Origin of the sequence: Paenibacillus polysaccharolyticus (assembly GCF_023714295.1) — a bacterium.
In the GTDB taxonomy this organism is placed as follows: Bacteria; Bacillota; Bacilli; order Paenibacillales; family Paenibacillaceae; genus Paenibacillus; species Paenibacillus polysaccharolyticus_A.
Map to the genome: position 1 here is coordinate 292057 of NZ_JAMAUN010000001.1, position 24864 is coordinate 316920.

The following is a 24864-nucleotide window of genomic DNA, read 5'->3' on the forward strand; positions in this document are numbered from 1 at the left end:
TAGAAATGAATGCGAATACATATGCATCACGGAAGGAAGGGATCGTTTTGAATATTCAGGATATGGAGCGTATGAACGGGCAACTCATCGAACATGTAGGCAAAGTAATCGTAGGGAAGGCACATACAGTGGAACTGATTCTGACAGCAATCGTTGCATCAGGTCATGTGCTTCTGGAAGATGTCCCGGGTACAGGTAAAACGATGATTGCCAAATCGATGGCTTCTTCACTAGATTGTACTTTTCAACGGATACAATTTACACCTGACTTGTTACCATCCGATTTGACGGGTATTCATTTCTATAATCAAAAATCAGGAGATTTCGAATTCAGGCCCGGTCCGCTATTTGCGAATCTTGTGCTGGCAGATGAGATCAATCGAGCAACACCGCGTACACAGTCCAGCTTGCTCGAATGCATGGAAGAGCGCCAGATCAGTATTGATGGCTCAACAAGGCAGCTTGAGCGGCCGTTTATCGTTATCGCCACGCAGAACCCCATTGATAATCAAGGGACATTTCCGTTACCTGAAGCACAGATGGATCGATTCATGATGAAGATTCGTATGGGGTATCCGTCCGGTGAAGAAAGTATTGAGATTCTGAGAAGAACGGTTGCCAGCCGCTCTGTAGATGACCTGTCTTCCATTATCTCGCGCGAGCAACTTCTGACAGCACAGGATACGTATAAAACGGTTAACGTAAACGAGGATCTCCTGCATTATATTGTGCAGGTCACTGAAGCAACGAGAAAACATCCTGAACTGTCGCTAGGCGTTAGTCCCCGGGGGGCGCAGGCGCTGTTGAAAGCGAGTCAGGCATGGGCTGCGCTTCACGGCAGAGACTATGTTGTACCCGATGACATTAAATTACTGGCAGAGCCTGTGCTGGCTCACCGTCTGGTGTTTCGTAATCGAATCAGACAGCAAGAAGGACTTGCTGAACTCATCATTCAACAGGTTCTGAACGAAATCGAAGTACCAACTGAGACACTTACTACAGGCGGACGTTAGGCTTATGGCACTTCTATGGCTTGTCGTTGTTGGGAGTTTAGTGATTGTGATGCATGGCATATGGTTTGGACGGCCAGTGTTACGTAATCTCAAATACAGCAGACAGTTCAGCAAAACGCGGTGTTACGCCGGCGATGAACTGGAGATGATCGAAACGATATCCAATGAAAAACGAATTTCTGTTCCTTGGCTTAGACTTGAAGCAATGATGCCGGCTTCCTTTGTGTTTCATTCAGGTTCGGGCATGGATATTAGTCAGGGGAATATTTATCAGAATCATAAAAGTGTTTTTACATTAAAGCCTTATAATCGAATTACTCGCACGCATCCATTTGTTTGCTCCAAACGTGGAGTGTTTACGATGGATACAGCAACCATGACTGGTGGAGACTTATTTGGAGTATGGCGTTCCTCAAAGCCGATTCCCGTGAAGATGGCGATGATTGTATATCCTTCATTGCTTAACACTGAAGATATGCCAGCCATCTATCAGGTGTGGCAAGGCGAGGTGGAAGTTTCTCGCTGGATTGTGGAAGACCCGTTTCTAATTCTGGGGGTGCGGCCTTACGGGGCTGGTGATCCGATGAATCGTATTCACTGGAAAGCAAGTGCACGTACAGGCGAACTTCAAGTGTACAAACAAGGCTGGACGGCAGATCCCCAGTCATGGATTATAGTGAACATACAGGACTCTGCTGAAATGTGGAGTGTGGTTACTCGGCCTGAGTTGATCGAGCAGTCACTCCGCTACGCTGCTACTGCAGCCGTAGAGGCTATTAGCAAAGGATTGCCTGCTGGATTTGCACATAATGGCTACCGTATAGGTGGGGGACGCGATGTGCTTCGTATTAAACCGGATTACGGCACACCTCATCTGGAGATGTTACTGGAAGCTATGGCTGAAACCGAGTTGAAGTGTTTGGTACCCATGGAGCAGTTTTTGCAAGATGAAGTAAGATTGAATGAAGAAGAGCAGCAGATTCGCAGTTATTTGTTGATTACGTCATATGTCTCGGCTGCCATGGAATATGAAATCGGACGTTTGCATGATCAGGGGCATCGGGTAACGATTTTGCCTGTAGAACAGCTGAAGCGTGATGCAGGGGCGGTGGGCGCATGAGTGAAAGTGATGCAATGAAGCGAACGCATATCCTATCCTTATTCGCTGTTCTTTCGATTGGGATCTACCTATTTCCAATCTTGACAATCACATCATTGTATACCAGTGCTTATTTTCCTTATCTATTGTTCGGTTTATATGTTATAACAAGCCTGCTCGGCCTATGGATTAGGCTTCGATTTACGAGCATTATAGAGAAAAACGCACTCGTTCGAGGTCTAATGGCATCGGCAACCGGTATTTTGTTCGCATGGGTTTCGGGGATGTTAGCGCCGCTTTCACTTCCAGAAATGATTACACTTGGAGCCGTTGTATGTATTGCGGCATACACAAGTTTGGATTTCGATCCTGCTTTTCATTCCAACAGGCTGTGGCGCCTGCAACTTGTGGGGGTAATCAGTGCCATTGTATCCACGATCGCGGCAACGCAGATCGAATTTATGTTGCCTGTTATGATGTATACGGGCTATATCTACGCTACTGGAGTCGTCAGTTTTGGATGTTGGGTTGTGGGACAATACAGGGCTCAACTGGATCGTGCGGTACTAAACGATGGTAAACGCAGATTAGTACTTCGGGAATTCACACGGGCTAACCATCTTCGGATCATATGGATGTTAATCATTATTGCAGGTATCGGTGCTTTTCCCAGTCTTGCTGCATGGCTTGCGCCGTTGAAGGATCGTCTGCTTGCTTGGATCAGAGGTCTGTTCGGAACTCCCTCACCTCAGAAACCACCACTTACACCAGAGATGCCGAACGAGCCGATGAACCTGCCGGACGAGTTAAGAGGGCCACCTTCAGAACCTTCTGTTATTTGGGAAATTCTCGGCTGGATTGTTTTTGGGGTAGCTGCGGCTGTGATTTTATGGCTTTTGGTCAAACTCGGCAGAACCATCATGGGTAAATTAGCGGAGCGTTTCAATGGATTGTTACAGCCTGTGCAGAAAAGACAAGTACCAAAAACAGAGTATGTGGATATCAGCGAAACACTGGAAGTGCCCACGAAGGTTCGTAAACGATGGTTTCGCAAAAAGGAACCCGTCCCCACTCAGGCTGGAGAGCGTATTCGATACTATTATCGGGTATGGGTAAGCAATGCGATGGATCGCGGAGTACAGGTTGAGAAGTCTTATACGCCGCTGGAGACAGCAGAGAGCATTAAAGAGACTTATCCTAAGAGTAAAGAGGGTACAGAGGCAGAGCTGGCAACGAGGCTTCCTGAGGTTTATAATGCTGTGCGCTACGGGAAAAAAGATGATGAAACCCCCGATATGATTGATATAGACCGAATCTGGAAATCTTACAGTAAATAAGCCCGGAATCCCTTTACTTTTCTTGTCACGTTCAAGTATCATGAGAGGAATACACAAGTTGGTCAGAAAAGGAGCAGACATTAATGAAGACAAATCATAGTAAAATTGTAGATTGTACCATTCGTGATGGTGGATTGGTGAATAATTGGGACTTTAGCGTTGACTTTGTTCAAAAGCTGTATGCAGGGCTGAATGAAGCTGGCGTTGATTATATGGAAATTGGCTACAAAAATTCGCCGAAGTTGCTTAAAGGCTCCGAAGATGCTGGACCATGGCGCTTCCTGAATGATGATTTTCTTCGTAAAGTTATTCCGCAAAAAGGCAACACGAAACTGTCTGCACTTGTAGATGTAGGGCGTGTAGATGAGAATGATATTTTGCCGCGCAGCGAAAGTATGCTGGATCTGATTCGTGTCGCTTGTTACAGTAAAGATGTGGACAAGGCGCTTGAGTTGGTGCAAACGTTCCATGATCGTGGTTACGAAACGACACTGAATATTATGGCGCTCTCGAATGTTATGGAGAACGAATTGCTGGAAGCTTTTGAAATGATCAAGGAGAGCTCGGTTGATGTCGTCTATATCGTAGACTCTTACGGCAGCCTGGATCATAACGATGTGAAATATCTGGTGGAGAAGTTCAAGACGCATCTTCCAAACAAACGTCTTGGCGTTCACACGCATAACAACATGCAGCTTGCGTTCTCTAACACCCTCGTAGCCGCTGAACTTGGAGTTGAATTGCTGGATGCTTCTGTATACGGTATGGGCCGCGCGGCAGGAAATTGCCCAACAGAACTACTGGTAGCTCATTTGAAAGGAACCAAGTATAGTCTACGTCCAGTACTTGAGGTATTGGAACAACTCATGGTTCCACTGAGAGAAAAAGAAGAATGGGGTTACATCCTGCCTTATATGATTACAGGCACGCTGGACGAGCACCCGCGGTCGGCTATGGCACTTCGTTCATCGGAGAACAAAGACAATGTCGTGGACTTCTACGATAAGTTAACAACTCCTGAAGTAAACTTCGACAAATAAAAATAGTCTTAAATACAGTTGTAAATTCGAAAAAACATGGTCTCTAACCTGAGGTCCATGTTTTTTTAGTTCTTTATGCCTTGTTTTTACTCATTTTTATGAATAGTTATTCCTACTTATAACTATTTTTTAGTTCACGAATAGGGATTTAAATGTTATTATGTACCAGATAGAACATATGGATTTTTAAATTAAACAGTGGTCAATATATGTTTTTGTCGAAATGTGTAATATACTTGGTGAATCAGATCAATAGAATTCAGTTGTACACGTATTACAGGATAGTGATCCCGGGAAGGAAAACATGGCATGAAGTTTAAAATGCAAGGTCAGAGTCAAATAGGTTGGGTCGCCATCGGCGGCTTATTGTTTTTCCTCGTAAGTCAATGGTTTCGTTCTTCTTCAGGCTCTGATCTGATTTTTTCGGGTTACCCGGTAATAACGCTTCTAGGTGGATTCGCTGCAACGGCTGCTTGTATTGGCATTTATAATCAAAGCTGGCTATTTCAAACTCAAAAATTGACACTGCGCAGAGTGTTGCTGACAACACTTTTTTTAATGATAGGTCTATTTGAACTGGTGCACATCGTTTCGTTTGCAGAAGAAGTTCCTAACAGAGCGATGATGGAATCCGATTTTTCATTAATGATGTCAACAATGGGATCACTGGTTTGTTCTGTAGGACTGTTATTTATATACACCGTACAGGAGAAGCAAGTTGCATTACCGCGCAAATTTCTTCTGTTCAGCGCTACCCTGGGAGCCTTTCTGATTTTGTATATCTGTTCTATTCAAGAGTGGAGTTTGCTGTCTGAGATGCTTGATGGTCATTTGCTTGGCAAAGTATTCACTCGTCTGCACTGGGTTGCAGGAATACTGTATGTTACTGGCGCTGTCGTTCTGTACGTACAATGGAAAAAGACAAAAAATGCCGATCTACCACCTATCCTGGGTGGCATGCTCTGCTTTTTGCTAGGTCAGGGATATTTCGTGACTGCGAGTGTAGTGAACGATCTCAATCTGCTGCTTGGTATGCTCAGCAATTGTTTGGGCTACTTTTTCATTCAAAAGGGGCTCTATGCATCTGTAGTGGACACCCCATTCCTGCAACAACAGGCCGCTGAGGCCAAAATGAATTACATTGCGCACCATGATGATGTCACCGGCCTTCCGAATCGTCGCCGCTTAAGCCAGCGCCTTCAACTCATGCTGGATGATGCGGTTGTGGAGGAAAAGCTCGTCGGTGTCCTTGTACTCAACATCAATCGTTTCAAAACCATAAATGACTCCCTCGGACAACAAGCGGCTAACCGCGTTCTGCGTCAGGTTGGACAGCGATTGAATCACTCATCTCTTCCGGGAGAAGAGGTGTTTGGTTTAGGTCGAGACGAATTCGCGTTGACCATGACAGATTTTTACAGTACAGATACCGCGTTACGCCGGACACGGTCGATTTTGCAGCTCTTTGAGAAACCGGTTATGGTGGATGGGAGTGAATATCATCTTACGCTGGGCATAGGCATGGCCATCTTTCCTTATGATGGAGAGTCTCCGCAAGAGATTATTCAGAATGCCGACACGGCTCTGCATAGTGCGAAGGAACAGGGGATTGAACTTAACCGTTATGCACATGCCATGCAGATGAAAGCTCAGGAACGATTGCAGCTTGAAAACGATTTACGTAAAGCACTGGCTCGGGGTCAATTTTATCTGGTATACCAACCCCAGGTGAATCTGCAAAGCGGACTGATTGTTGGTATGGAAGCCCTTGTTCGATGGCAACATCCGCAGCGCGGTTCAGTTTCTCCGGCAGAGTTTATCCCGCTGGCCGAGGAAAGTGGACTAATTGTTCCACTCGGGGAATGGGTGTTGCGACAGGCATGTGCACAGAACAAACTGTGGCAGGAAGCAGGATATCGCAAACTGTGTGTATCCGTCAATCTGTCGATGAGACAGTTCAGACACTCCCACCTGCTCGACAGTATCAACAGTATTCTCAGGGAAACGGGACTTGAGCCCGCATGGCTTGAACTGGAGATTACGGAGAGCATGACGTTTGACAAAGACCGGGCTTTTGAACAGCTTCATAAAATTAAGGAGATTGGTGTACATATCAGCATTGATGACTTTGGCACGGGATACAGCTCGCTCCATTATCTCAAGGATTTGCCGATTGACCGGCTCAAGATTGACCGGTCATTTGTGAATGAAATCATGGAAGACAGCAATAACGCTGCTATTGTATCCACGATTACTTCGATGGCACACCATTTACAACTCAAGGTCACAGCAGAAGGTGTTGAGAACGAGGAACAGATGATGTTTCTTCGCAATCAGCATTGTCATGAGGCACAAGGTTATTTTTTCGGTAAACCGATTGAAGCGGCGGACTTTGAGCAAAGGTTCCTTAGAGATATTGACAAGCCTGCGGGATAAGGAGTAGCAGGGCCGCGAGAGCGTTCCTGCCTTTCTGGTATCCAGTTCTAGGAAAAAACTGTTGATATGCCTTGCACCTTAGTGCGGATCGTGGTATATTAGGTTTTGTAAAATCACTGTTAACTTCCATTTGGAATTTAACGGGACGTAGCTCAGCTTGGTAGAGCACCTGGTTTGGGACCAGGGGGTCGCATGTTCAAATCGTGTCGTCCCGATTGTTCATTTTGCGGGTGTAGTTCAATGGTAGAACTTTAGCCTTCCAAGCTAATAGCGTGGGTTCGATTCCCATCACCCGCTTAACAGAAGTACCTGGAAAACCCTTGGATGTTCAAGGGTTTTTCTTTTTTTTGAATTTAGATACAGACAATTACATCTTGACCTTTGCTTTTTTTCAATGATCTGGTACAATAACGGAGAATTGATACTACACATGAATGAGAGGTAACCATACGTCCCATGAAGTAAGACACATGAAGTGAACCCCAGTTAACTGCAGATTGTTGTATGACGCAGTCAGCCGAGCGGCTGAGCAATGAGGGGATTCGTGTGTCCAAATTCAGCTATAGGGAATAGTATGGAATAAGCAAGTCTTTCGGCTTGCGTAGGCCCTCGTCAGGGTTTCTTTGTTCATGCTATGGTAGCCTCATATCTGTATTTTGAACGCGTTAATCCATTCGAAATTGCTAAACCGCCGGCTGATGCCAGCGGTTTTTTTTGGATTTTTGGTCAGGAAGGATGAGGACTCATGACGACATTGGTGCGCTTACATGAAGTATCAAAAGAATGGAACGGTAACGAATTGTTTTCCGGATTGAACCTTGAAATTAACGAAGGCGAACGACTCGCTATTTTAGGCCGTAACGGATGCGGCAAAACGACACTTTTACGAATTATACTTGGTGAAGAGCAAGGGGGTGGACGGATTGACCGCCAGCTTCCACTCTCGGAGTGGGGCTTCATGCGTCAGCGTTCAGAGGTGCCGAGTGGAATAAATGTATTGGAAGCCGTGAGGCGGGAGAGTGGGAGGATCGACGAGGTCAAACGAAAGCTTGAAGAGCTGGAGCGCCGATTGAGCGACGCGGATGCTGCCGGAGACGTTGCTTTACTGGACGAATATGCCCGTTTTTTGGAGGAATATGAGCAACTGAACGGCTACATGTGGGAAACAGAGGTAGAGAAGGTACTAACACGTCTCGGGCTAAGCGTGGAACACTGGAGCAGGCCTTATCGATCCCTTAGCGGTGGTCAGAAAACGAAAGCTCGCCTCGCAGGACTCCTAGTCAGCAAGCCCAGGTTTTTGATTTTGGATGAACCAACCAACCATCTGGACGAAGAGAGCATGCGTTGGCTCGAAGCCTGGTTATCTGCATACGAGGGTACGGTACTGTTTGTATCCCATGACCGGACATTTATTGACCGGGTAGCGACCAGTGTAATTGAATTTAGCGCAGACAAACTGACAAAATATAGAGGTGGTTATACCGATTACAAGGGGCATAAAGAGCGGGAGTTGAAGGAACAGGAGACGCTCTACCGCAAACAGCAACTGGAACGAAAAGCGCTGGAGGAAACGATTCGCAATTATCAGCAATGGTTTCACAAGGCTCATAATGAGGCAGGCGGCCAAGAGGTGAAGATTACCCAAAGCTTCTACAAGGCGAGAGCGAACAAAAATATTTCGCGTTACCACGCCAAACAGAAGCAGCTGGAGCGGCTGGACAATGAACGTGTGGATAAACCGCGTGAAGCCGCAAAGCTGAACATGGAGCTACAGATGAGTTCAATCGGGGCTCGACAACTTCTTGCGCTGGAGGAGGTAAACTTTTCGTACGATCCCAAGCACACGTTTCTTCACGATTTGCGGATTGCGGTCGAGCGTGGGGATCGACTTGCCGTGCGCGGAGCAAACGGGACAGGTAAGAGCACACTGTTGAAGTTAATGATCGGAGAACTTCAGCCTTTGCAGGGAAAAGTAAGCCGTCATCCCCAGCTTAGCATCGGTTACTTTTCGCAAGAGCTGGAGGGCTTGCCTGAGGATGCAACGCTGCTCGACAGCTTACTTGTTCTCCCTTCGATGACACAGAGTGCTGCGCGTACCATCCTGGGATGTTTTCTTTTTTCACGAGAAGATGTGTTTAAACGCATTGGGAATTTAAGCATGGGGGAGAAATGCCGCGTTGCATTTCTGCGATTATATTTCGGTGGTGCCAATCTGCTGGTACTCGATGAGCCAACGAATTATCTGGACATTGATACGCAGGAAGTGATGGAAAACGTGCTACAGGAAGCCTCCGGCGCACTGGTTATCGTATCCCACGACCGGATGTTAGTCCGGACGCTTGCGAATCGTCTATGTGACTTGAAGTCGGATGGTACAGCATCACTTTTTGAAGGAGGCGTGGCGGATTGGGAGCAGACGGTGCAACTACGGGAGTCTGCACTGCAAACACGTGATTCAGATGATGAACGTCTACGACTGGAGATGAGGTTATCTGAATTGCTATCTCCGGTGAGCAATGCAGGAACAGAACGAGAACGATTTGTGGTCACTGAGCCTGCGGCAGAGATGGAAGCCGAAGCAGCCGAGATTCGTGCCATTCAGCAACGATTGAAGGAGCTGAAAAATCAAGGTGCATCTACAAATTAGCAACGGGGCATGCTTGCTATTTCGCCGCATATTGCATATAATAATGAACGATCATCGATCATTGGTATCGATAAAGGTTAGTTTAATTCGAACAAACGTATTGATGGAGACAAGTAAGCAGTGCCTCTGGACAGGGAGGAAGCGCCGTAGATTGAGAGCGTTTCTGTAGAACCAGGCTGCCGAAATTCACTCCGGAGCGGTTCCCTGAACCTGACGATGTGTGAAGACACAAAGGCGACAGTAGGGGTAAACGGTTAACGGTCGTTATTCCGTACAAAGTGAGACAGAACGTGTTGCAGAGCTTGTTGCAATGTGACAACGGGAGTCTAACAAGGGTGGTACCACGGTCTTTTCGTCCCTTTTGGGAGAAAAGGCCTTTTTTTGTTGCAATTACAGCATATAAAGGAGGCAATTACACATGAAAGAACGTTTAGAGGCATTAAAGATCGAAGCGCTGGAGCAGTTGTCTGGCGTAAACGATCCGCAGACGCTGGCTGATCTGCGTGTAAAGTATTTGGGCAAAAAAGGGGCACTGACTGAGATTCTGCGCGGCATGGGTGCACTTAGTGCGGAAGAGCGTCCAGTCATTGGGCAAGTGGGTAACGAGGTTCGTGGAGCGATTGAAGAGGTGATCAACAGCAAACAGGAACAATTCCAGAAGGAAGAAACCGCGAAGCGCCTTCAATCTGAAAAGATTGACGTAACCTTGCCTGGTCGCATTGGACGTCAAGGTGGACTGCATCCACTGACGAAAGTGGTGCAGGAGATCGAAGATATTTTCATCGGTATGGGATACCGTGTAGCAGAAGGTCCAGAAGTCGAGATGGACTATTATAACTTTGAAGCATTGAACCTGCCTAAGAACCACCCGGCGCGTGATATGCAGGATTCCTTTTATGTTACTGAGGATCTGCTGATGCGCACGCATACTTCTCCGGTACAGGTTCGTACGATGCAGAGCATGAAAGGTGAAGTGCCCGTCAAGGTCATCTGCCCAGGTAAAGTATATCGCCGTGATGATGACGATGCGACACATTCCTTCCAGTTCCATCAGGTCGAGGGCCTTGTGATCAGTGAAAACATTCGCATGAGTGACCTGAAAGGAACGTTGCTGCAATTTGTGCGCGAAATGTTCGGGGCTCATACCGAAATTCGTCTGCGTCCAAGCTTCTTCCCGTTCACCGAGCCAAGTGCGGAAGTGGATGTAACTTGTGTACAATGCGGTGGTAGCGGATGTCGGGTCTGTAAGCAAACAGGCTGGCTTGAGATTCTAGGCGGCGGTATGGTTCACCCGAAAGTGCTGGAGATGGGCGGATATGACCCGGAGAAATACAGTGGTTTTGCCTTTGGCATGGGTGTAGAGCGTATCGCGATGCTGAAGTACGGCATTGATGACATCCGTCATTTCTATAACAGTGATCAGGCTTTCCTGAAACAATTCGCACGGCTGTAATGATATTTGAACGTCAATGAGCGTCAAACTAATATATAGATTAAGGAAGTGAACGTGCATGAGAGTATCGACAGATTGGCTGTCTGATTATATTGCCCTTGAAGGTGTAACCCCACAGGAGCTGGCAGAAAAAATCACCCGTGCAGGGATCGAAATTGATGTTGTAGAGAACCGCAACCAAGGAGTAAACAAGGTTGTTGTCGGTTATGTGAAGAGCAAGGAGAAACATCCGGACGCTGATAAACTGAATGTCTGTGTGATTGATGCAGGACAAGAGGAAGAGCTACAGATTGTATGTGGCGCGAAAAATGTGGATGCGGGTCAAAAAGTAGCGGTAGCCCTTGTTGGCGCAAAGCTTCCAGGCGGGCTGGATATTAAAAAAGCGAAGCTGCGCGGCGTTGTATCGCTTGGTATGATCTGTTCGGCCAAGGAGCTTGGCATGAACGACAAATTGCTGCCTAAAGAGCAACAGGAAGGTATTCTTGTGCTGCCGGAAAACACAGAGATCGGCACGCCAATCAGCCAGGTGCTGGGTCTGGATGACCATGTGCTGGAGCTCGACTTGACGCCGAACCGTTCTGACGCCTTGAGTATGCGCGGTGCGGCATACGAAGTGGGTGCGATCCTGGGACGCGAAGTGACGTTGCCGAATCCGAAAGATCAACTGGTTGAAGCTGGTGATGAAGCGGCTAATCATATTTCTGTAGAGATCAAAGCCCAGGAGCAATGTAGCCATTATGCGGCTCGTTATGTGACTGGAATCAAGCTGGGGGCTTCCCCGCTCTGGATGCAGAACCGTCTCATGGCGGCAGGCGTACGTCCGATTAACAATATCGTGGATATTACGAATTATGTCATGCTTGAATATGGGCAACCGCTGCATGCGTTTGATGCAGATAAGCTGGAGAACGGCCGTATTGAAGTGCGTATGGCACACGAAGGCGAAACGATTGTGACGTTGGATGGACAGGAGCGTAAGCTGGAACCGCATATGCTGCTGATTACCGATGGCGTGAAACCTGTTGCCATCGCTGGGGTTATGGGTGGTGAAAATTCCGAAGTATCAGAAAGCACCGTGAATCTGCTCTTGGAGTCCGCCAAGTTTGATGGCGGAACCGTTCGGAAGACGTCGCGCCAATTAGGGCTGCGTTCCGAAGCAAGCTTGCGTTTTGAAAAAGAAGTAGACCCGGGTGCGGTAATTACGGCTTTGGATCGTGCGGCCGAACTCATTCAGCGTTATGCATCAGGCCAAGTACATCAAGGGATTGTTCAAGCTGGTGCTGAAGCTTCCGAGAAACGTGTCATTCAAATGTCTTTGAACAGACTTAACCGTTATCTGGGAACGGATCTGTCCTTGCTTGAGGTGAAAACAATCTTTGCCCGGTTGCACTTTGCATGTGGTGATGCGGAGCAGGGTGTTCTCGATGTGGAAGTGCCTACTCGCAGAGGGGATATCACGATGGATGTGGATCTGTTCGAAGAGGTTGCTCGTCTATACGGGTACGACAACATTCCGACAACGTGGATTGAAGGACCGACTACACCAGGAGCATATACTCGTCCCCAGGCTATCCGTCGTACGATCCGTGGCTTGATGTCTGGTAGCGGATGGCAGGAAATGATCAGTTATTCGTTTGTTCATCCAGACAAAGCAGTGCTGTTTCCTTCCCTGACACAAGGAAGCAAAGCGGTTAAACTGGCTATGCCGATGAGTGAAGACCGCAGCGTGTTGCGTACGAGCATTTTGCCGCAGATGCTGGATGCTGCTGTATACAACATGAACCGGAAGCAGGATTCGCTTGCTGTGTTTGAAGTGGGCAGTGTTTTCTTCACGGAGGAAGAGAAGCTGACGAAGCAGCCGCATGAAATTCCGGTACTCTCCATGTTGCTTACGGGTAACGGTGTAGCGCAACAATGGAATGTTGGAGCAGAGAAAGTGGATTTCTTTGATATCAAAGGTGCACTTGAGAACTTGTTTGCTTATTTGGGACTGGGACAGCGGATCCGTTACGTGGCAAACAGCCCGGAAGGATTTCATCCAGGGCGTTCTGCCTCTATCTACTTGGATGGCAAAGACGGTAGCGAAGGTACAATGATCGGTACTCTCGGTCAATTGCATCCAGAATTACAGCAACAATATGATCTGAACGATGTTTATGTTGCTGAAATTGTTCTTGAAACGATTTATCAGGAAGCGGATGCGGATATCCGTTATCGTGAGCTTCCGCGCTTCCCGGCAGTAGAGCGTGATGTTGCTGTTGTGGTAAGCAAAGATATTGAAGCCGGTGACATGCTTCGTGCGATTCGCGAATCCGCTGGTGAACTGTTGCAGACGGTGCAGGTATTCGATGTATTTACAGGCAGCAAGCTTGGGGAAGACAAGAAAAGTGTGGCGATGGCACTGGTATACCGGAACCGTGAGCGCACGCTTACAGACGAAGAGATTACCGAAGTTCATGCGCGTGTTGTAACACGTCTGGAAGAGCAATTCAACGCAGAACTGCGCAAATAGGACAGAAGTCAATTTTTTGAACAAAGATTAGCAGGAATTGCTTGAAGTCACATCGAATCCTTAGCATTAGAGGATCGATGTGACTTTTTTGTCATTACAGCTTAGAATCAACATACAGACTTGAAGGAGGGCACAACTGTGACTACACCTGATCGTACACGCGTCACCGTAGAGATCTACGGGACTTCCTATAAACTGGTCGGCAGCAGTGCTGACTATATGAAACAAGTAGCTAATCTGGTAGATGAGCGTATGAGCGCCATCTCCAAAAGTCATTCCCGTTTGGACACGCCGCGTATTGCTGTACTTGCGGCCGTACATATGGCTGAGCAGTCTCTGCAGACGCAGGAGATCCGTAATGAGCTTAAGATGCTCACGGGAGAACGTACAGAACTTCGAAATGAATTGAATCGGTTGAACGCCGTACAAAGTGAGCATCAAAAAGAACTGCAGTTACGGGATCAGTCACTTGCTGACATGAAGCAACAGAAGATTGAAGCTGAACAGGCTTTGCAAAAATTGAAAGCAGACAAGCAGGCTGAAATATCCAAGCTGAATGCTCTGCTGGAACAAGAGCGTAGCCAAATGAAGGATCAGATCCAGAAGATGCAGGCGCAAGCCGCGGCTCAACTCAAAGAGGCAGAAGCGAAAGGCAATTCACGTCTGAAGGAAACTGAGGAAAAAGCAGCAAACCAACTCAAGCAAGTTCAGGCTCAATCTGCTTCGCAACTTAAAGAAGCACAGAACCGTGCGGCAACAGAGCTGCAGCAGGTTCGGGCCAAAGCCTCGGCTGAGTACAAGGAGTTGCAGGACAGAACTGCGGCACAATTGAAGGAAGCCGAAAGCAAGGCAGTAGCAGATCGCCAAAAACTGCAGGTTCAGGCAGCAGAACAGGTCCAAGCGGCCAAAGAAGAGGCAGAAGCAGCAATCCTCTCGGAACTGGAGCAGGCTGAACTCAAATTGAGACAGGTGCAAGAAGAGGCGGCCCTTCAATATAGCGAACTTGAAAATCAAATGAAGCAGCGTCTGGAGCAAGCCGAGCAGAATGCACAGAAGCAGGCAGATGCGTTCGAAGCTCAAGCGAAACAGGAGCATGAAGCTTTGCTTGGTGAAGCCGAGCAGAAGCACCAGGCTGTCCTGGAGCAACTGCAGGCTGAGTTTAAAGCACTTTCCGAGCAATCTGAACTGGAATGGATGGAGAAAGAAGCATTCTACGAAGAGCAATTGAAAGAAGAACAAGAAGCCGCGGCTACCCGTACAGCTGAGGCAACGGCTGCGGCTGAGGAGATGCTCCAGCAAGAGCAGCGTAAACTGGCTCGTCAGCTGGAGGAAGAACGCGCTCAGGCCAATGCCCGTATAACGGAGATCAATGAACAACTGGGCGAGGTTCGGAGTCAGCTTCAACATGCGCAGGAAGTGGTGTCAGAGCAAGAGCAGTTGCTTCAAACGGAACGTACTCAGGTGGAGTCGTTGCGACAAGAGCACGATGTCCGTATTCAGGAACAGGAGACTCAAACACGTCGAATTGCGGAGCTCCAGCAGCAATTGGAGCAATTGAGAGGAGACAGCAATGATCTGCAAAACAAGCTTCGTGAAACGGAGCAGTCGTTGAAACAATCGCAGGAGTCTCAGCAACAGTGGCAAGATCAATATAATGAAGCTGTGGATCGTGAAACAGCGCTAACCGCTCAACTGCGTAAACTCCAGGAACAGCATGTCCAGCTTGAACAGGATGCGCAGCATTTGCTTGAAGCAGAAGCGAAGTCAGAAGAAGAACAGCGCAGACTGCACAAAGTGCTTGAACAGGCACATGCGGCTGTACGTACATTGCAAAATGAGATCACAACACTAACGGAGAGTGAACAATCCTGGAAAGATCTTGCTGAACAGCGACTCGCCGATATTGGCGATCTGGAGAATCAGATTCTCGAAGCGGCCGATCAGAATGAAACGCTGGAGGCTGGTGTACAGTCCTTACATGATGAACTTTCCGTTGTAAAGGAAGAAGCACGTCTCTACAATGAAGAGGCTGTTCGTTATGAGAAAGAAAACGAGGTCCTGGAAGAAAAACTCAAGCAATTGGATGAGGAATTACAAGGCACACGCCGTGAACTAAATGATAAGCATGAGGAGTTAGCTGATACTCGCGATGAACTTCATAGTGCCCAAGAGGAATTAAGCCGTTTGCAAGAACAATACAAGCAGATCCGTCACGATTATAGTGATGCTCTCCAACGAGAAGAAAATGCTGGTTCTCTAATGAGTGAACTCGAAGCGGAGAAGAATGCGCTGGAGCAATCGCTGAACGAAGCAAGACAGTCCGCTGAGCAGCTTGCCAAGCGTTATACAGAGCAAGCGAATCAACTCGCGCAGACGGAAGAGGAAGCTCTCGAATGGCAAATTAAACATGAGGATCTGTCGGCCAACCAGGCGGAACTGTCATCTCGCATCGAGCAACTGATGAGACGTGAAGAAGAGCTTCGCTCACAGTTGGAACAGGCAACTCAGTCGGCAGAACAGAACGAACAGGTATGGAAGCTCCGAGCTGACGAATGGGCGGAGCAGGAGCAGGCATGGCAGGATCGCTGGACAGCGCTGGAGAGTGAATTGACAGCGTGGCAACGAGAGAGTGCAGCGAGTTCCGAGAAGCTGGAAGAACTGGTACAAGAACGAGACCAGTTGCTCAGGGAACGTTCACAGCGGGAACAGCATCAAGTGGAGGCTGATGAGGAGAAGCAGATCATGGAGAATGAACTGCGAGAAATAAGTGAACGTTATGAGCTGGCAGCTAACCAGCTTCGCTTGTTACAGGTCGAACGGGAGATGGAACAGGAAAAGGCGGAGCAGCTCAATACGGAATATCGTCAGCTGCACGATGAATATACGAAGTTACAGACGGAATATAACGAATGGATTGAATTGATCGAGCAGGATCAGACGTAGCTGATAGACACTTTCGTCGATGCGCTGACCAGCGAACTCTTGCATAATTTGTTATAATACAAGACAAGAGCTCCCGTCGCTGCGGGAGCTCTTGTCTTGAAGTGTTATTCCTCTACAATAATTTTGGAGATCATGCTGCTGTGTCCAGAACCACAAAAAACGGAACATGACATTTCGAACTCTCCAACTTTGTCTGGGGTGATCACTTTTGAACTTTTTTGAGTGTCTAACTGAAGATTGAGCTCAGGTACAAGCAGACCGTGATTTCCGTTGACGTTTTCATAAACAATCTTCACAGGCACGCCTTTTTTGAGTCGATATTCGGGTTGATCGAATTCGTAGTTGCTTGCCTTGATCACTAGTTGTTCACTGGTTGTAATCTCTGGCTCGGATGCTGAAGAATCTTTGGGACTACCGCATGCAGCAAGAACAAGAATGAACATACACGCGGCAAGCCATGTTATACCCTTCTTCATCATGTACCTCCTTTAACGTTTGGAATGGATAAAATTTGAATGATTTCTCAAGTCATCATACCGCAATCTGACGATGCCTGTACATGCGGGGTATGTCGTTTTATTGAAATTTATCGATAGTTGCTGTTCGCTTGATGTGCAAAAAGAAAAACCTCTTCAGGCCAACGGCCTTCCGAGGTTTAGGTGTCTTGTTAAAGCGTTAGCCAACATGTCAGGCTGTCTTTAGCTTTTGGAGCTGCGTCCGGCATCAAACGGTGTAGATACCGGGATGAAGAGATCGATAATCCCGATGACCAATGCGGCGAGAATGGCACCGAGCAGGCTGACCTCAACATGATCAACCACATATTGGCCCAGCCAAATGACCAGTGCACTTACGATAAAGCCGACGATTCCACGGCCAAAAGGATTCACTCTTTTGCCAAAGATACCTTCAACGATCCAGCCCAGCAAGGCGATGACCAATGCAAGCATCAGTGCGCTCCAGAAACCACCAACGGCGAAACCGGGAACGATCCAGCTTACAACCATTAAGACGATAGCTGCGATAATAAATCGTACGACATGGCCCAGAAAATTCATAGGGGTTACCTCCTTTGTTCAGATTGGATTGGGCATAAACATGGGAACTCTAAGGGAGTAAAATGAATAGCACAATCCTGACACATGTAGTTTGTGGCGTCATACCTCAAGTTATGTGTGGAAGGATTCGTTAAATAGCGCAACAACGTTTCTTTCGTTATAATACAGGTATAGTTTGGAAGGAGTTGTACACTTGGACACGAAAATATTACACACATTAGAATATCGCAAAATTCTAAATACATTGATTGGCTTTGCTCAAACGTCAATGGGCAAGAAAAAAGCGGAGCAACTTGAACCAAATAGTGATCTGGAAGAAGTCAAACGTTTACTTCAACAAACGGATGAAGCTTTCACCTTTGAGCGTCTCAAAGGTTCCCCATCATTTGGCGGGATTGTAGATATAACTACTTCTGTAAAACGAGCTGAGATCGGGGGCACGCTCAACCCGCATGAGCTGCTGAGCATTTCCACGACGACACATGCGGCTAGACGGTTGAAACGTCAGATTGCAACGCTACATGAGGACGAACCGATTGCGTCGCTATTTTATATCAGTGACCAGTTGTCCGAGCAGAAGGAGCTTGAAGATGCGATCCGTATCTGTATTGATGATAATGCGGAGGTTGCAGATAGTGCGAGTGTAACGCTGTCTCAGATTCGCCGTGAACTACGCGGGGGTGAAGCACGGATTCGGGAAAAGCTGGATTCAATGATTCGTTCATCTACGGTATCCAAAATGCTTCAAGATCAGCTTATTACGATTCGTGGAGATCGATTTGTGATTCCGGTCAAAGCTGAATACCGCTCATATTTCGGTGGCATTGTTCATGATCAGTCAGGTTCAGGAGCGACTCTATTCATTGAGCCGGAATCCATCGTGGCCATGAACAATAAATTACGCGAAACCCGGATTCGGGAAGAGCGCGAAATTGAGATCATTTTGCAAAAATTGACGGCCCTTGTCAGTGAGCAGGGGGAGTGGCTGTTATATGATGTCGATTTGCTGGCATCGCTTGATTTTATTTTTGCCAAAGCACGTTTAGCCCGTGAATTGAAAGCAACCCTGCCTCGGATGAATGATCGGGGTTTCTTGAAGCTGAAAAAAGGACGTCATCCGCTGATTCCGATTGAACATGTTGTTCCGATTGATGTGGAGCTTGGTAACGACTATACCTCTATTATCGTGACAGGACCCAATACGGGTGGTAAAACAGTAACGTTGAAAACCATCGGTCTATTAAGTTTGATGGCCATGTCGGGATTGTTTGTTCCAGCCGAAGACGGCAGTCAGCTATGTGTCTTTGATGCGATCTATGCCGACATTGGTGATGAGCAGAGTATCGAGCAGAATCTGAGTACGTTCTCTAGCCACATGACCAACATCATTCGTATTTTGAAAAATATGACGCCGAAAAGTCTCATCCTGTTGGACGAGCTTGGAGCAGGGACAGATCCAGCAGAAGGTTCTGCTCTTGCCATCTCCATGTTAGAACATATGCACCAGACAGGTTGCCGGATGGTGGCAACGACTCACTATAGTGAGTTGAAAGCTTATGCGTATGAGCGTAAAGGTGTTATTAATGCCAGCATGGAATTTGATATCAATACACTGAGTCCGACATACCGTCTGCTCGTTGGTGTACCGGGACGCAGTAACGCTTTTGCGATTGCAGAGAGACTTGGACTTCCAGCGTACATTCTGGATTATGCCCGCGGTGAAGTGAAAGAAGAAGATCAGCGGATTGAACACATGATCGCTTCCCTGGAAGAGAACCGCCTTACAGCTGAACAAGAGCGTCAAAAAGCGGAAACGCTTCGCCAGGATATGGAGAAACTTCGCAGTCGCCATCAAGCCGAACTCGACAAGCTGGAACAACAGCGTGATCGGCGGATTGAGAAAGCGGAGGAAGATGCACGTAGCATTGTAGATAAGGCTCGTGCAGAAGCGGAGAAAATTATTGCTGATCTTCGTCAGCTGGCCCTGGAAGAGGGAGCTTCTGTCAAGGAGCATAAATTGATCGCTGCTCGTAAGCAACTGGATGAAGCAGAGCCGGAAAAACGTAGAAAAACGGTGAAAAAGACAGCCGCTCCGAAAGCACGTGCGATTGGTCCAGGTGATGAAGTTCTGGTTTACAGTCTCAATCAGAAGGGACATGTCGTGGAGATGGCAGGCAACAAGGATGCTATGGTACAGCTTGGCATAATGAAAATGAAGGTTTCGCTGGATGATTTGGAGTTGCAACAAACCGCTCCGGCAGCAAAACAGCCAAAGCAAAAACCCGTCACTGGTATGAAGCGCACTCGAGATGATAACGTGAAGAGTGAGCTGGATCTACGGGGGGCTAACTTGGAAGAGGCGCTAATGGAAGCGGATCGTTTCATCGATGAAGCATTCCTTGCCAACTTGGGTCAAGTGTATATTATCCATGGTAAAGGTACAGGAATTTTGCGTACGGGTATTCAGGATTACCTGCGGAAGCATAAACATATTAAAAGTTATCGTCTAGGCAATTACGGAGAGGGAGGCAACGGTGTAACCGTCGCTGAACTGGAATAGCCTCAAGATGAAAAAACAATACCTGCTGTTCAGTCAAGTGGATAGCAGGTTCGGAAGGAGAATGGGAGTGAAAGAAGCGATTGACGGACTACTGTCTCATCCGCTCGGGATGGTCCTCGGTTTCTTCTCGGTTGCCATTATGGAGTTGCTTGTTTTTCTGGCATGCTTCGAACTGGTGACCAAATATAAATGCTGGACGGAGATCAAAAAAGGCAATATAGCCGTTGCTATGGCTACAGGCGGGAAAATTTTTGGAATTTGCAACGTGCTCCGTTTTTGTATTCAAGCAAAATCTTCAGTATATGAAGCGATGACATGGTCATTTGTCGGGTTTGCTTTGCTGCTCATTGCGTATTTTTTGTTCGAGTTCCTGACGCCAGTGTTTTCAATTGACCGGGAGATTGAAGCAGATAACCGTGCAGTTGGATTAATATCCATGATCATTTCTGTCTCACTGTCCTTTGTTATTGGTGCAAGCATTGTCTAGGGGGATCGATGATGAAAATATTGATACGGATTTTGTTTGCGGCGTCGATTGTGTTTTTTGCCATCGGTGTGATCTATGTGTTAAATACGTAATTATATGAAAGAGAAAGGTTGATACATGATGGAAACAACGGTATGTCCTTGGTGTCAAACAGAGATTGTATGGGATGAGGAACTGGGTCCGGAAGAAGAGTGTCCGTATTGTCATAATGAATTAAAGGGTTACCGTACACTGAACATTAACATTGGTGATGAAGAGAATGATGATAGCGAAGAAGAGTTCGACATGAAGGACATTTCAAACGATAAAGAGCAAATCTCGGACCTAACTTCGCTTTGGGGTGATGAAGTGGAACTGAAGTTGCCAGAACTCCGGACATTGAATAAATATGCAGATGAGGGCAACGATCTGATTCAATATGAACAAGGTGTAGAAAAGCAACTGGATCAGCAAGAGGAAGTACCAGAGTGTCCGAATTGTCGGGAATTCATGATTCTAGCTGGTACGCAGACAGCGAGTCAGGATACATTCACACCAGTGGCCAATGCTGCTTCTGGAAAAGGTGTTGTCTTGTCATCTCCATTTACGGTATTGACTTACGTGTGCTCTGGTTGCTTCCAGGTTCAATACAGCTTGTCTGAGGATGACCGTCTGCGTTTGATTCAGAACCTGAGTGCACACGAATAGATCACATTGGTTTGAAAACTAATTTTATACAACATCAAAGATTCATCATGTTTTCCTCCGGCTTGGGGTACGTTAAGCCTTAAGAGCCACCTGTTCAAGTTAAAAGTTGGATTCAGGTCATGGAGGAGGGGCAGATGAAGATTACTTTGGGAAGACAATCCATTCTGCTTTTAGGCGTGAATGGATTGTTTGCGTTAGCCGGAGCCTTGTCCGGTACGTTTTTGAACGTGTTTCTATGGAAAAGCCGTCCGGATTACGCCATGCTCGGCTGGTTTACCATCAGTCAGCAACTGGCTATTGGCATCACGTTTTGGCTCGCGGGGAAGTGGGTCAAGGAACATAATAAAATGAGTGCATTGAGGCTTGGGACAGCATTATCTGGTATGTTCTATATGCTTGTTCTGTGGACTGGCAAGAGCGCTGTGGATTGGATCTGGCCGTTAGGTTTGCTCCTGGGATGTGCATTGGGGCTATTCTGGATTGCCTTTAATGTCGTCTATTTCGAAGTGACGGATCGGGAAAATAGGGACTTGTTTAATGGCTGGGTTGGTTTGCTAGGCTCCATGACAGGCATTGTTGGGCCGTGGTTTTCGGGCCTCATTATTTCACGTATGGCAGATAATACAGGATATCGGCTTATATTCACCGTATCTCTTGTTATTTATATTATTGCAGTGATTTTCAGTTTTTTTCTGAAAAAACGAAAAGTTAGCGGGACATACTGCTGGTTAGAACCCATCCGGCAGTTGTCCGCCCCAAAGAGTCCCTGGCGGCCGCTCTCCATGGGGCTGTTTGCCCAAGGCGTTCGGGAAGGGGTATTTGCCTTTTTGATTGCACTGCTTGTTTATGTGGCGACAACACAGGAGTATAAGCTTGGACAATTCTCTCTTATTACTTCAGCTGTGGCGCTCGCCAGTTATTGGGCTGCAGGAAAATGGTTTAAACCTCATTACCGATCTAGAGGGATGCTCATAGGTTCCGTATTGCTATTTCTGGTGTTGTTGCCTCTTCTCTGGAAAGTGACCTATGGGACACTGCTTTTTATGGGAATCGGAAGCGCTATAGCGATGCCCCTATATATTTTACCGATGATCTCCGCAGGTTTCGACATGATGGGCACGAGCGGCGAAAATGTGGAGAAAAGGGTTGAACTTGTCGTATTGAGGGAACTCAGTCTGATGTGCGGGCGGCTTTTTGGCTTGACCGTATTTATGATTACTGTGTTAAACTCGCCATCAACTAAAGTGTTAATCTGGCTCATTATCATCCTGGGGGCTTTTCCGCTCATTGGCTGGATGTTTATGAGGAAACTTTGGATCAACACGACAGCTCGTGATTCATGAAAGTTTATAAATGAGAAAAAAAGGGTGCAGCGAGGGAATGGAAGTTATCCCTTAGCCGTACCCTTTTGTTGTTTTTCATACGACGAAACTGTATGTCATCCAATTTGTTTTTGCGTTTAGGCTGGAGATGGTTTGCTCGTTCTTGTCAGGGAGAAAAGCTTCATATCTTCATTCTGAACGCCGCTAATGGCATCTGCGATCAGGGAGGCCGCAATCATGCTGTATACCGTTCCGTTCCCTCCGTACCCTTCGACAAAGTATGAGTGCGGGTAATCCGGATGCGTACCAATGAGGGGAAGGCCATCATGTGTATTACCAAACACAGCACCCCAAGCATAATCTACCTCCAGCTCGTTAAGCGGAAAATACGCTTTGAGTTCTTCTAACAGAACATCGCCTTGATTTTTGGAACGGAGCTCGCGCTGATCCTGGTCCGGTGTTTCTTCGTCAAGCCCACCCACGATAATGCGGTTGTCTGGCGTGGTACGCATATATAGATAAGGGCGAGCCGTTTCCCAGATCATAGCTTGCTCGTGCCAAGAGCTCAGATCAGACAGAGGTTTGGTTGTTATTGCATACGTTGCTTTTAAATACGCTCCCCGGTCTTTCTTGATCTCTTGTGTTTCATAACCGGCCGCATAAACGACTTGCTTAGCACGAATTTTGCCATGGGGAGTATAACACGATACCCCTTCATCATCATATTCACAGTGAATCATTTCTGTTTGTTCGTAGATTCGTGCCCCATGTTGAATGGCCGACTCAAACAAGCCTTGAACAAAGCGATACGGGTTTACTTCTGCATCTCCTTTGGTGTACAAGGCAGCGGGTTTCACAAAAGGAAAGTGGCTTTTGATCTGGTCAGAGTTCCATAACTCTGCTTCGAATCCATGCTTTTGTAAGGTCTGATATTCTTCCTCTAGCAAAGAAACATCTTCTTCGCTGCTGGCAAAACAAAAGCTGTTTCGCGGAATAAACCACGGATCGGTCTTCAGACTCCCCGCAATTTCGGAAAGCTGCTGCATGGCTTCACGGCACAGCTGATAAAAGCGTACCCCTTTTGCTTCTCCAAATGTGTTGATGCACGATGTCAACGTTTTGTCATTGGTATATTGTAGCAGGCCGGTGTTGGCTGAACTGCTTCCATGTGCTATTTTTCGCTTGTCAATGACAACCGTATCGAATCCACGCTCTGCAAGCAATCTAGAAGTCAGAGCACCTCCCATTCCGCCACCAATAATCAAGCAGTCACAAGAGATATCGCCGTTTAACGAGGGATAATCCACATCCGATTTATAAGTTGAAGGCCAGTAAGGTGTACCATAAACGAGATCCATTAGAACCAGCTCCTTTGTCTTCACGTTGGTATAGTTTTGTCATTCAAGGTAACAATAAACTCGCATAAACTTTAGATCTAGGAGGTACGATGTACATGCAACATTCACAAATGCAAGCCCTGAGTCCGAAAGAATTGAACTACATTGCCGATTCCATCTCCAACGAGGAGATGTTGATCAAGCAATGTGCAGCCACAGCTTCCGTATCCACACATCCAGCTATTCAACAGGCATTGAATCAATATGTTCGTTCTCATGAGCAACATATGAACACCTTGATTCAAACCTTGCATCAGCATCAATCTCTTGCACCTTCCCAATCCCAATAATTCACATTAACAAGCAACCCACAGCAATAAATTAGCACACAGGAGGAAAACACATGTATAATCAAACGAGTACTTTTATGCAAGAACAGGATTTGTTAAAAACGATTCTTGCAGACCTGAGACGAACTTCGCGTGAATACACGACGGCTACAACAGAATCTTCCTGTCCGATGGTTCGCACGATGTTCAATGATTTGACGAATGATACACTTCGTCTGCAAGGAGAACTGTTCAACCTGATGCAGCAGAACAACATGTACTCCGCTTCTGCCAAAGCACCGCGTCAGGATTTAGACAAGCAGATTCAATCGGCACACCAAGCACAGCAGAAGTGTCAGCAATTCGTGCAAGAAAAAACTGTACAAACGAGCTCTTATGGTCAAGTGCCAAATGTATCTCCGCGTCAACCGAATTACGGCAACCCTTATTACATGTAACCTGTAGATAAGGGTTTTGAAGCATATGCTTAAAGACCATACCACCGCTTGCCTGAATTGAAGGCAGGCGGTCTTTTGTCTATGCACCAACGTTGAATTCATGTAATATAAGTATTAATTCATTTTAGGAACCTGGATGACGCTGG

The 24864-nt window shown here is 46.9% G+C and carries 18 protein-coding genes and 2 tRNA genes; 17 read left to right on the forward strand and 3 right to left on the reverse strand.

All coding sequences use genetic code 11. The annotated features are described in order from the left end of the window. Positions 1-47 precede the first annotated feature (47 nt). The 11 genes from M3629_RS01500 to zapA all read left to right on the forward strand — a co-directional run bounded on the left by M3629_RS01500 (position 48) and on the right by zapA (position 16480). Positions 48-1013: an AAA family ATPase gene (locus M3629_RS01500; protein ID WP_251502623.1), complete on the forward strand. Its 966-nt coding sequence runs from the start codon at positions 48-50 to the stop codon at positions 1011-1013. Positions 1014-1017: 4 nt separating this feature from the next. Then, positions 1018-2133, forward strand: a complete 1116-nt coding sequence (locus tag M3629_RS01505; RefSeq protein WP_251502625.1) for a DUF58 domain-containing protein — start codon at positions 1018-1020, stop codon at positions 2131-2133. Beyond that, positions 2130-3449 carry a hypothetical protein gene (locus tag M3629_RS01510; protein WP_251502626.1) on the forward strand — a complete coding sequence of 440 codons (1320 nt, stop codon included), beginning with the start codon at positions 2130-2132 and terminating at the stop codon, positions 3447-3449. Before M3629_RS01505 ends, M3629_RS01510 begins: the two co-directional genes overlap by 4 nt. Positions 3450-3532: 83 nt before the next feature. Beyond that, positions 3533-4489 (forward strand): aldolase catalytic domain-containing protein, encoded by a 957-nt coding sequence (locus M3629_RS01515; protein WP_251502627.1) that lies wholly within the window; start codon positions 3533-3535, stop codon positions 4487-4489. Between the two features lie 309 nt (positions 4490-4798). After that, positions 4799-6925, forward strand: coding sequence for a bifunctional diguanylate cyclase/phosphodiesterase (locus M3629_RS01520; protein WP_251502628.1), 2127 nt, complete (start codon positions 4799-4801; stop codon positions 6923-6925). A gap of 141 nt (positions 6926-7066) precedes the next feature. After that, positions 7067-7140 (forward strand) — tRNA-Pro (locus tag M3629_RS01525). Between the two features lie 11 nt (positions 7141-7151). Then, positions 7152-7222: transfer RNA gene (locus tag M3629_RS01530), tRNA-Gly, on the forward strand. A gap of 448 nt (positions 7223-7670) precedes the next feature. Further along, on the forward strand, positions 7671-9572 hold the full coding sequence (gene abc-f, locus M3629_RS01535; RefSeq protein ID WP_251502629.1) for a ribosomal protection-like ABC-F family protein: 1902 nt from the start codon (positions 7671-7673) through the stop codon (positions 9570-9572). Between the two features lie 418 nt (positions 9573-9990). Beyond that, on the forward strand, positions 9991-11025 hold the full coding sequence (gene pheS, locus M3629_RS01540; protein WP_251502630.1) for a phenylalanine--tRNA ligase subunit alpha: 1035 nt from the start codon (positions 9991-9993) through the stop codon (positions 11023-11025). A 58-nt stretch (positions 11026-11083) separates the two neighbouring features. After that, complete coding sequence (gene pheT / locus M3629_RS01545; RefSeq protein ID WP_251502631.1) at positions 11084-13537, forward strand: phenylalanine--tRNA ligase subunit beta; 2454 nt, start codon at positions 11084-11086, stop codon at positions 13535-13537. A 138-nt stretch (positions 13538-13675) separates the two neighbouring features. Further along, positions 13676-16480, forward strand: a complete 2805-nt coding sequence (gene zapA, locus M3629_RS01550; protein WP_251502632.1) for a cell division protein ZapA — start codon at positions 13676-13678, stop codon at positions 16478-16480. Positions 16481-16584: 104 nt separating this feature from the next. On the opposite strand, the gene M3629_RS01555 is transcribed toward zapA, so the two are convergent. Together M3629_RS01555 and M3629_RS01560 are read right to left on the reverse strand one after the other, a co-directional pair. Continuing rightward, the gene (locus M3629_RS01555) at positions 16585-16959 is read right to left on the reverse strand and encodes a cytochrome C oxidase subunit II (protein ID WP_353056714.1); all 375 of its coding nucleotides are present in this window, start codon (positions 16957-16959) and stop codon (positions 16585-16587) included. Positions 16960-17178: 219 nt separating this feature from the next. Further along, the gene (locus M3629_RS01560; RefSeq protein ID WP_090922244.1) at positions 17179-17538 is read right to left on the reverse strand and encodes a phage holin family protein; all 360 of its coding nucleotides are present in this window, start codon (positions 17536-17538) and stop codon (positions 17179-17181) included. Between the two features lie 193 nt (positions 17539-17731). Between M3629_RS01560 and M3629_RS01565 the strand changes: the two genes are divergently transcribed. From M3629_RS01565 to M3629_RS01580, 4 genes are all read left to right on the forward strand, one after another. Continuing rightward, positions 17732-20098, forward strand: coding sequence for an endonuclease MutS2 (locus M3629_RS01565; protein WP_251502633.1), 2367 nt, complete (start codon positions 17732-17734; stop codon positions 20096-20098). Positions 20099-20159: 61 nt separating this feature from the next. Further along, positions 20160-20585 (forward strand): DUF350 domain-containing protein, encoded by a 426-nt coding sequence (locus M3629_RS01570; RefSeq protein WP_251504400.1) that lies wholly within the window; start codon positions 20160-20162, stop codon positions 20583-20585. Positions 20586-20705: 120 nt separating this feature from the next. After that, positions 20706-21272 (forward strand): hypothetical protein, encoded by a 567-nt coding sequence (locus M3629_RS01575; RefSeq protein ID WP_090922301.1) that lies wholly within the window; start codon positions 20706-20708, stop codon positions 21270-21272. 134 nt (positions 21273-21406) lie between these two features. After that, positions 21407-22615: an MFS transporter gene (locus tag M3629_RS01580; RefSeq protein ID WP_251502634.1), complete on the forward strand. Its 1209-nt coding sequence runs from the start codon at positions 21407-21409 to the stop codon at positions 22613-22615. 116 nt (positions 22616-22731) lie between these two features. Here M3629_RS01580 and M3629_RS01585 read toward each other — a convergent pair whose 3' ends face one another. Next, a complete protein-coding gene (locus M3629_RS01585; RefSeq protein WP_251502635.1) occupies positions 22732-23952 on the reverse strand; it encodes an NAD(P)/FAD-dependent oxidoreductase in 1221 nt (406 codons plus the stop codon). A 95-nt stretch (positions 23953-24047) separates the two neighbouring features. Between M3629_RS01585 and M3629_RS01590 the strand changes: the two genes are divergently transcribed. Next, the gene (locus M3629_RS01590) at positions 24048-24281 is read left to right on the forward strand and encodes a hypothetical protein (RefSeq protein ID WP_251502636.1); all 234 of its coding nucleotides are present in this window, start codon (positions 24048-24050) and stop codon (positions 24279-24281) included. A gap of 53 nt (positions 24282-24334) precedes the next feature. Next, a complete protein-coding gene (locus tag M3629_RS01595) occupies positions 24335-24718 on the forward strand; it encodes a spore coat protein (RefSeq protein WP_251502637.1) in 384 nt (127 codons plus the stop codon). Positions 24719-24864: the final 146 nt, after the last annotated feature.

What these genes read in the sequence shown, in the direction of transcription:
- M3629_RS01505 (WP_251502625.1), top strand. Translation starts at nt 1,018, where the DNA reads ATGGCACTTCTATGGCTTGTCGTTGTTGGGAGTTTAGTGATTGTGATG.
- M3629_RS01510 (WP_251502626.1), top strand. Translation starts at nt 2,130, where the DNA reads ATGAGTGAAAGTGATGCAATGAAGCGAACGCATATCCTATCCTTATTC.
- M3629_RS01515 (WP_251502627.1), top strand. Translation starts at nt 3,533, where the DNA reads ATGAAGACAAATCATAGTAAAATTGTAGATTGTACCATTCGTGATGGT.
- M3629_RS01520 (WP_251502628.1), top strand. Translation starts at nt 4,799, where the DNA reads ATGAAGTTTAAAATGCAAGGTCAGAGTCAAATAGGTTGGGTCGCCATC.
- abc-f (WP_251502629.1), top strand. Translation starts at nt 7,671, where the DNA reads ATGACGACATTGGTGCGCTTACATGAAGTATCAAAAGAATGGAACGGT.
- pheS (WP_251502630.1), top strand. Translation starts at nt 9,991, where the DNA reads ATGAAAGAACGTTTAGAGGCATTAAAGATCGAAGCGCTGGAGCAGTTG.
- pheT (WP_251502631.1), top strand. Translation starts at nt 11,084, where the DNA reads ATGAGAGTATCGACAGATTGGCTGTCTGATTATATTGCCCTTGAAGGT.
- M3629_RS01555 (WP_353056714.1), bottom strand. Translation starts at nt 16,959, where the DNA reads ATGATGAAGAAGGGTATAACATGGCTTGCCGCGTGTATGTTCATTCTT.
- M3629_RS01560 (WP_090922244.1), bottom strand. Translation starts at nt 17,538, where the DNA reads ATGAATTTTCTGGGCCATGTCGTACGATTTATTATCGCAGCTATCGTC.
- M3629_RS01570 (WP_251504400.1), top strand. Translation starts at nt 20,160, where the DNA reads ATGGGAGTGAAAGAAGCGATTGACGGACTACTGTCTCATCCGCTCGGG.
- M3629_RS01575 (WP_090922301.1), top strand. Translation starts at nt 20,706, where the DNA reads ATGGAAACAACGGTATGTCCTTGGTGTCAAACAGAGATTGTATGGGAT.
- M3629_RS01580 (WP_251502634.1), top strand. Translation starts at nt 21,407, where the DNA reads ATGAAGATTACTTTGGGAAGACAATCCATTCTGCTTTTAGGCGTGAAT.
- M3629_RS01585 (WP_251502635.1), bottom strand. Translation starts at nt 23,952, where the DNA reads ATGGATCTCGTTTATGGTACACCTTACTGGCCTTCAACTTATAAATCG.
- M3629_RS01590 (WP_251502636.1), top strand. Translation starts at nt 24,048, where the DNA reads ATGCAACATTCACAAATGCAAGCCCTGAGTCCGAAAGAATTGAACTAC.
- M3629_RS01595 (WP_251502637.1), top strand. Translation starts at nt 24,335, where the DNA reads ATGTATAATCAAACGAGTACTTTTATGCAAGAACAGGATTTGTTAAAA.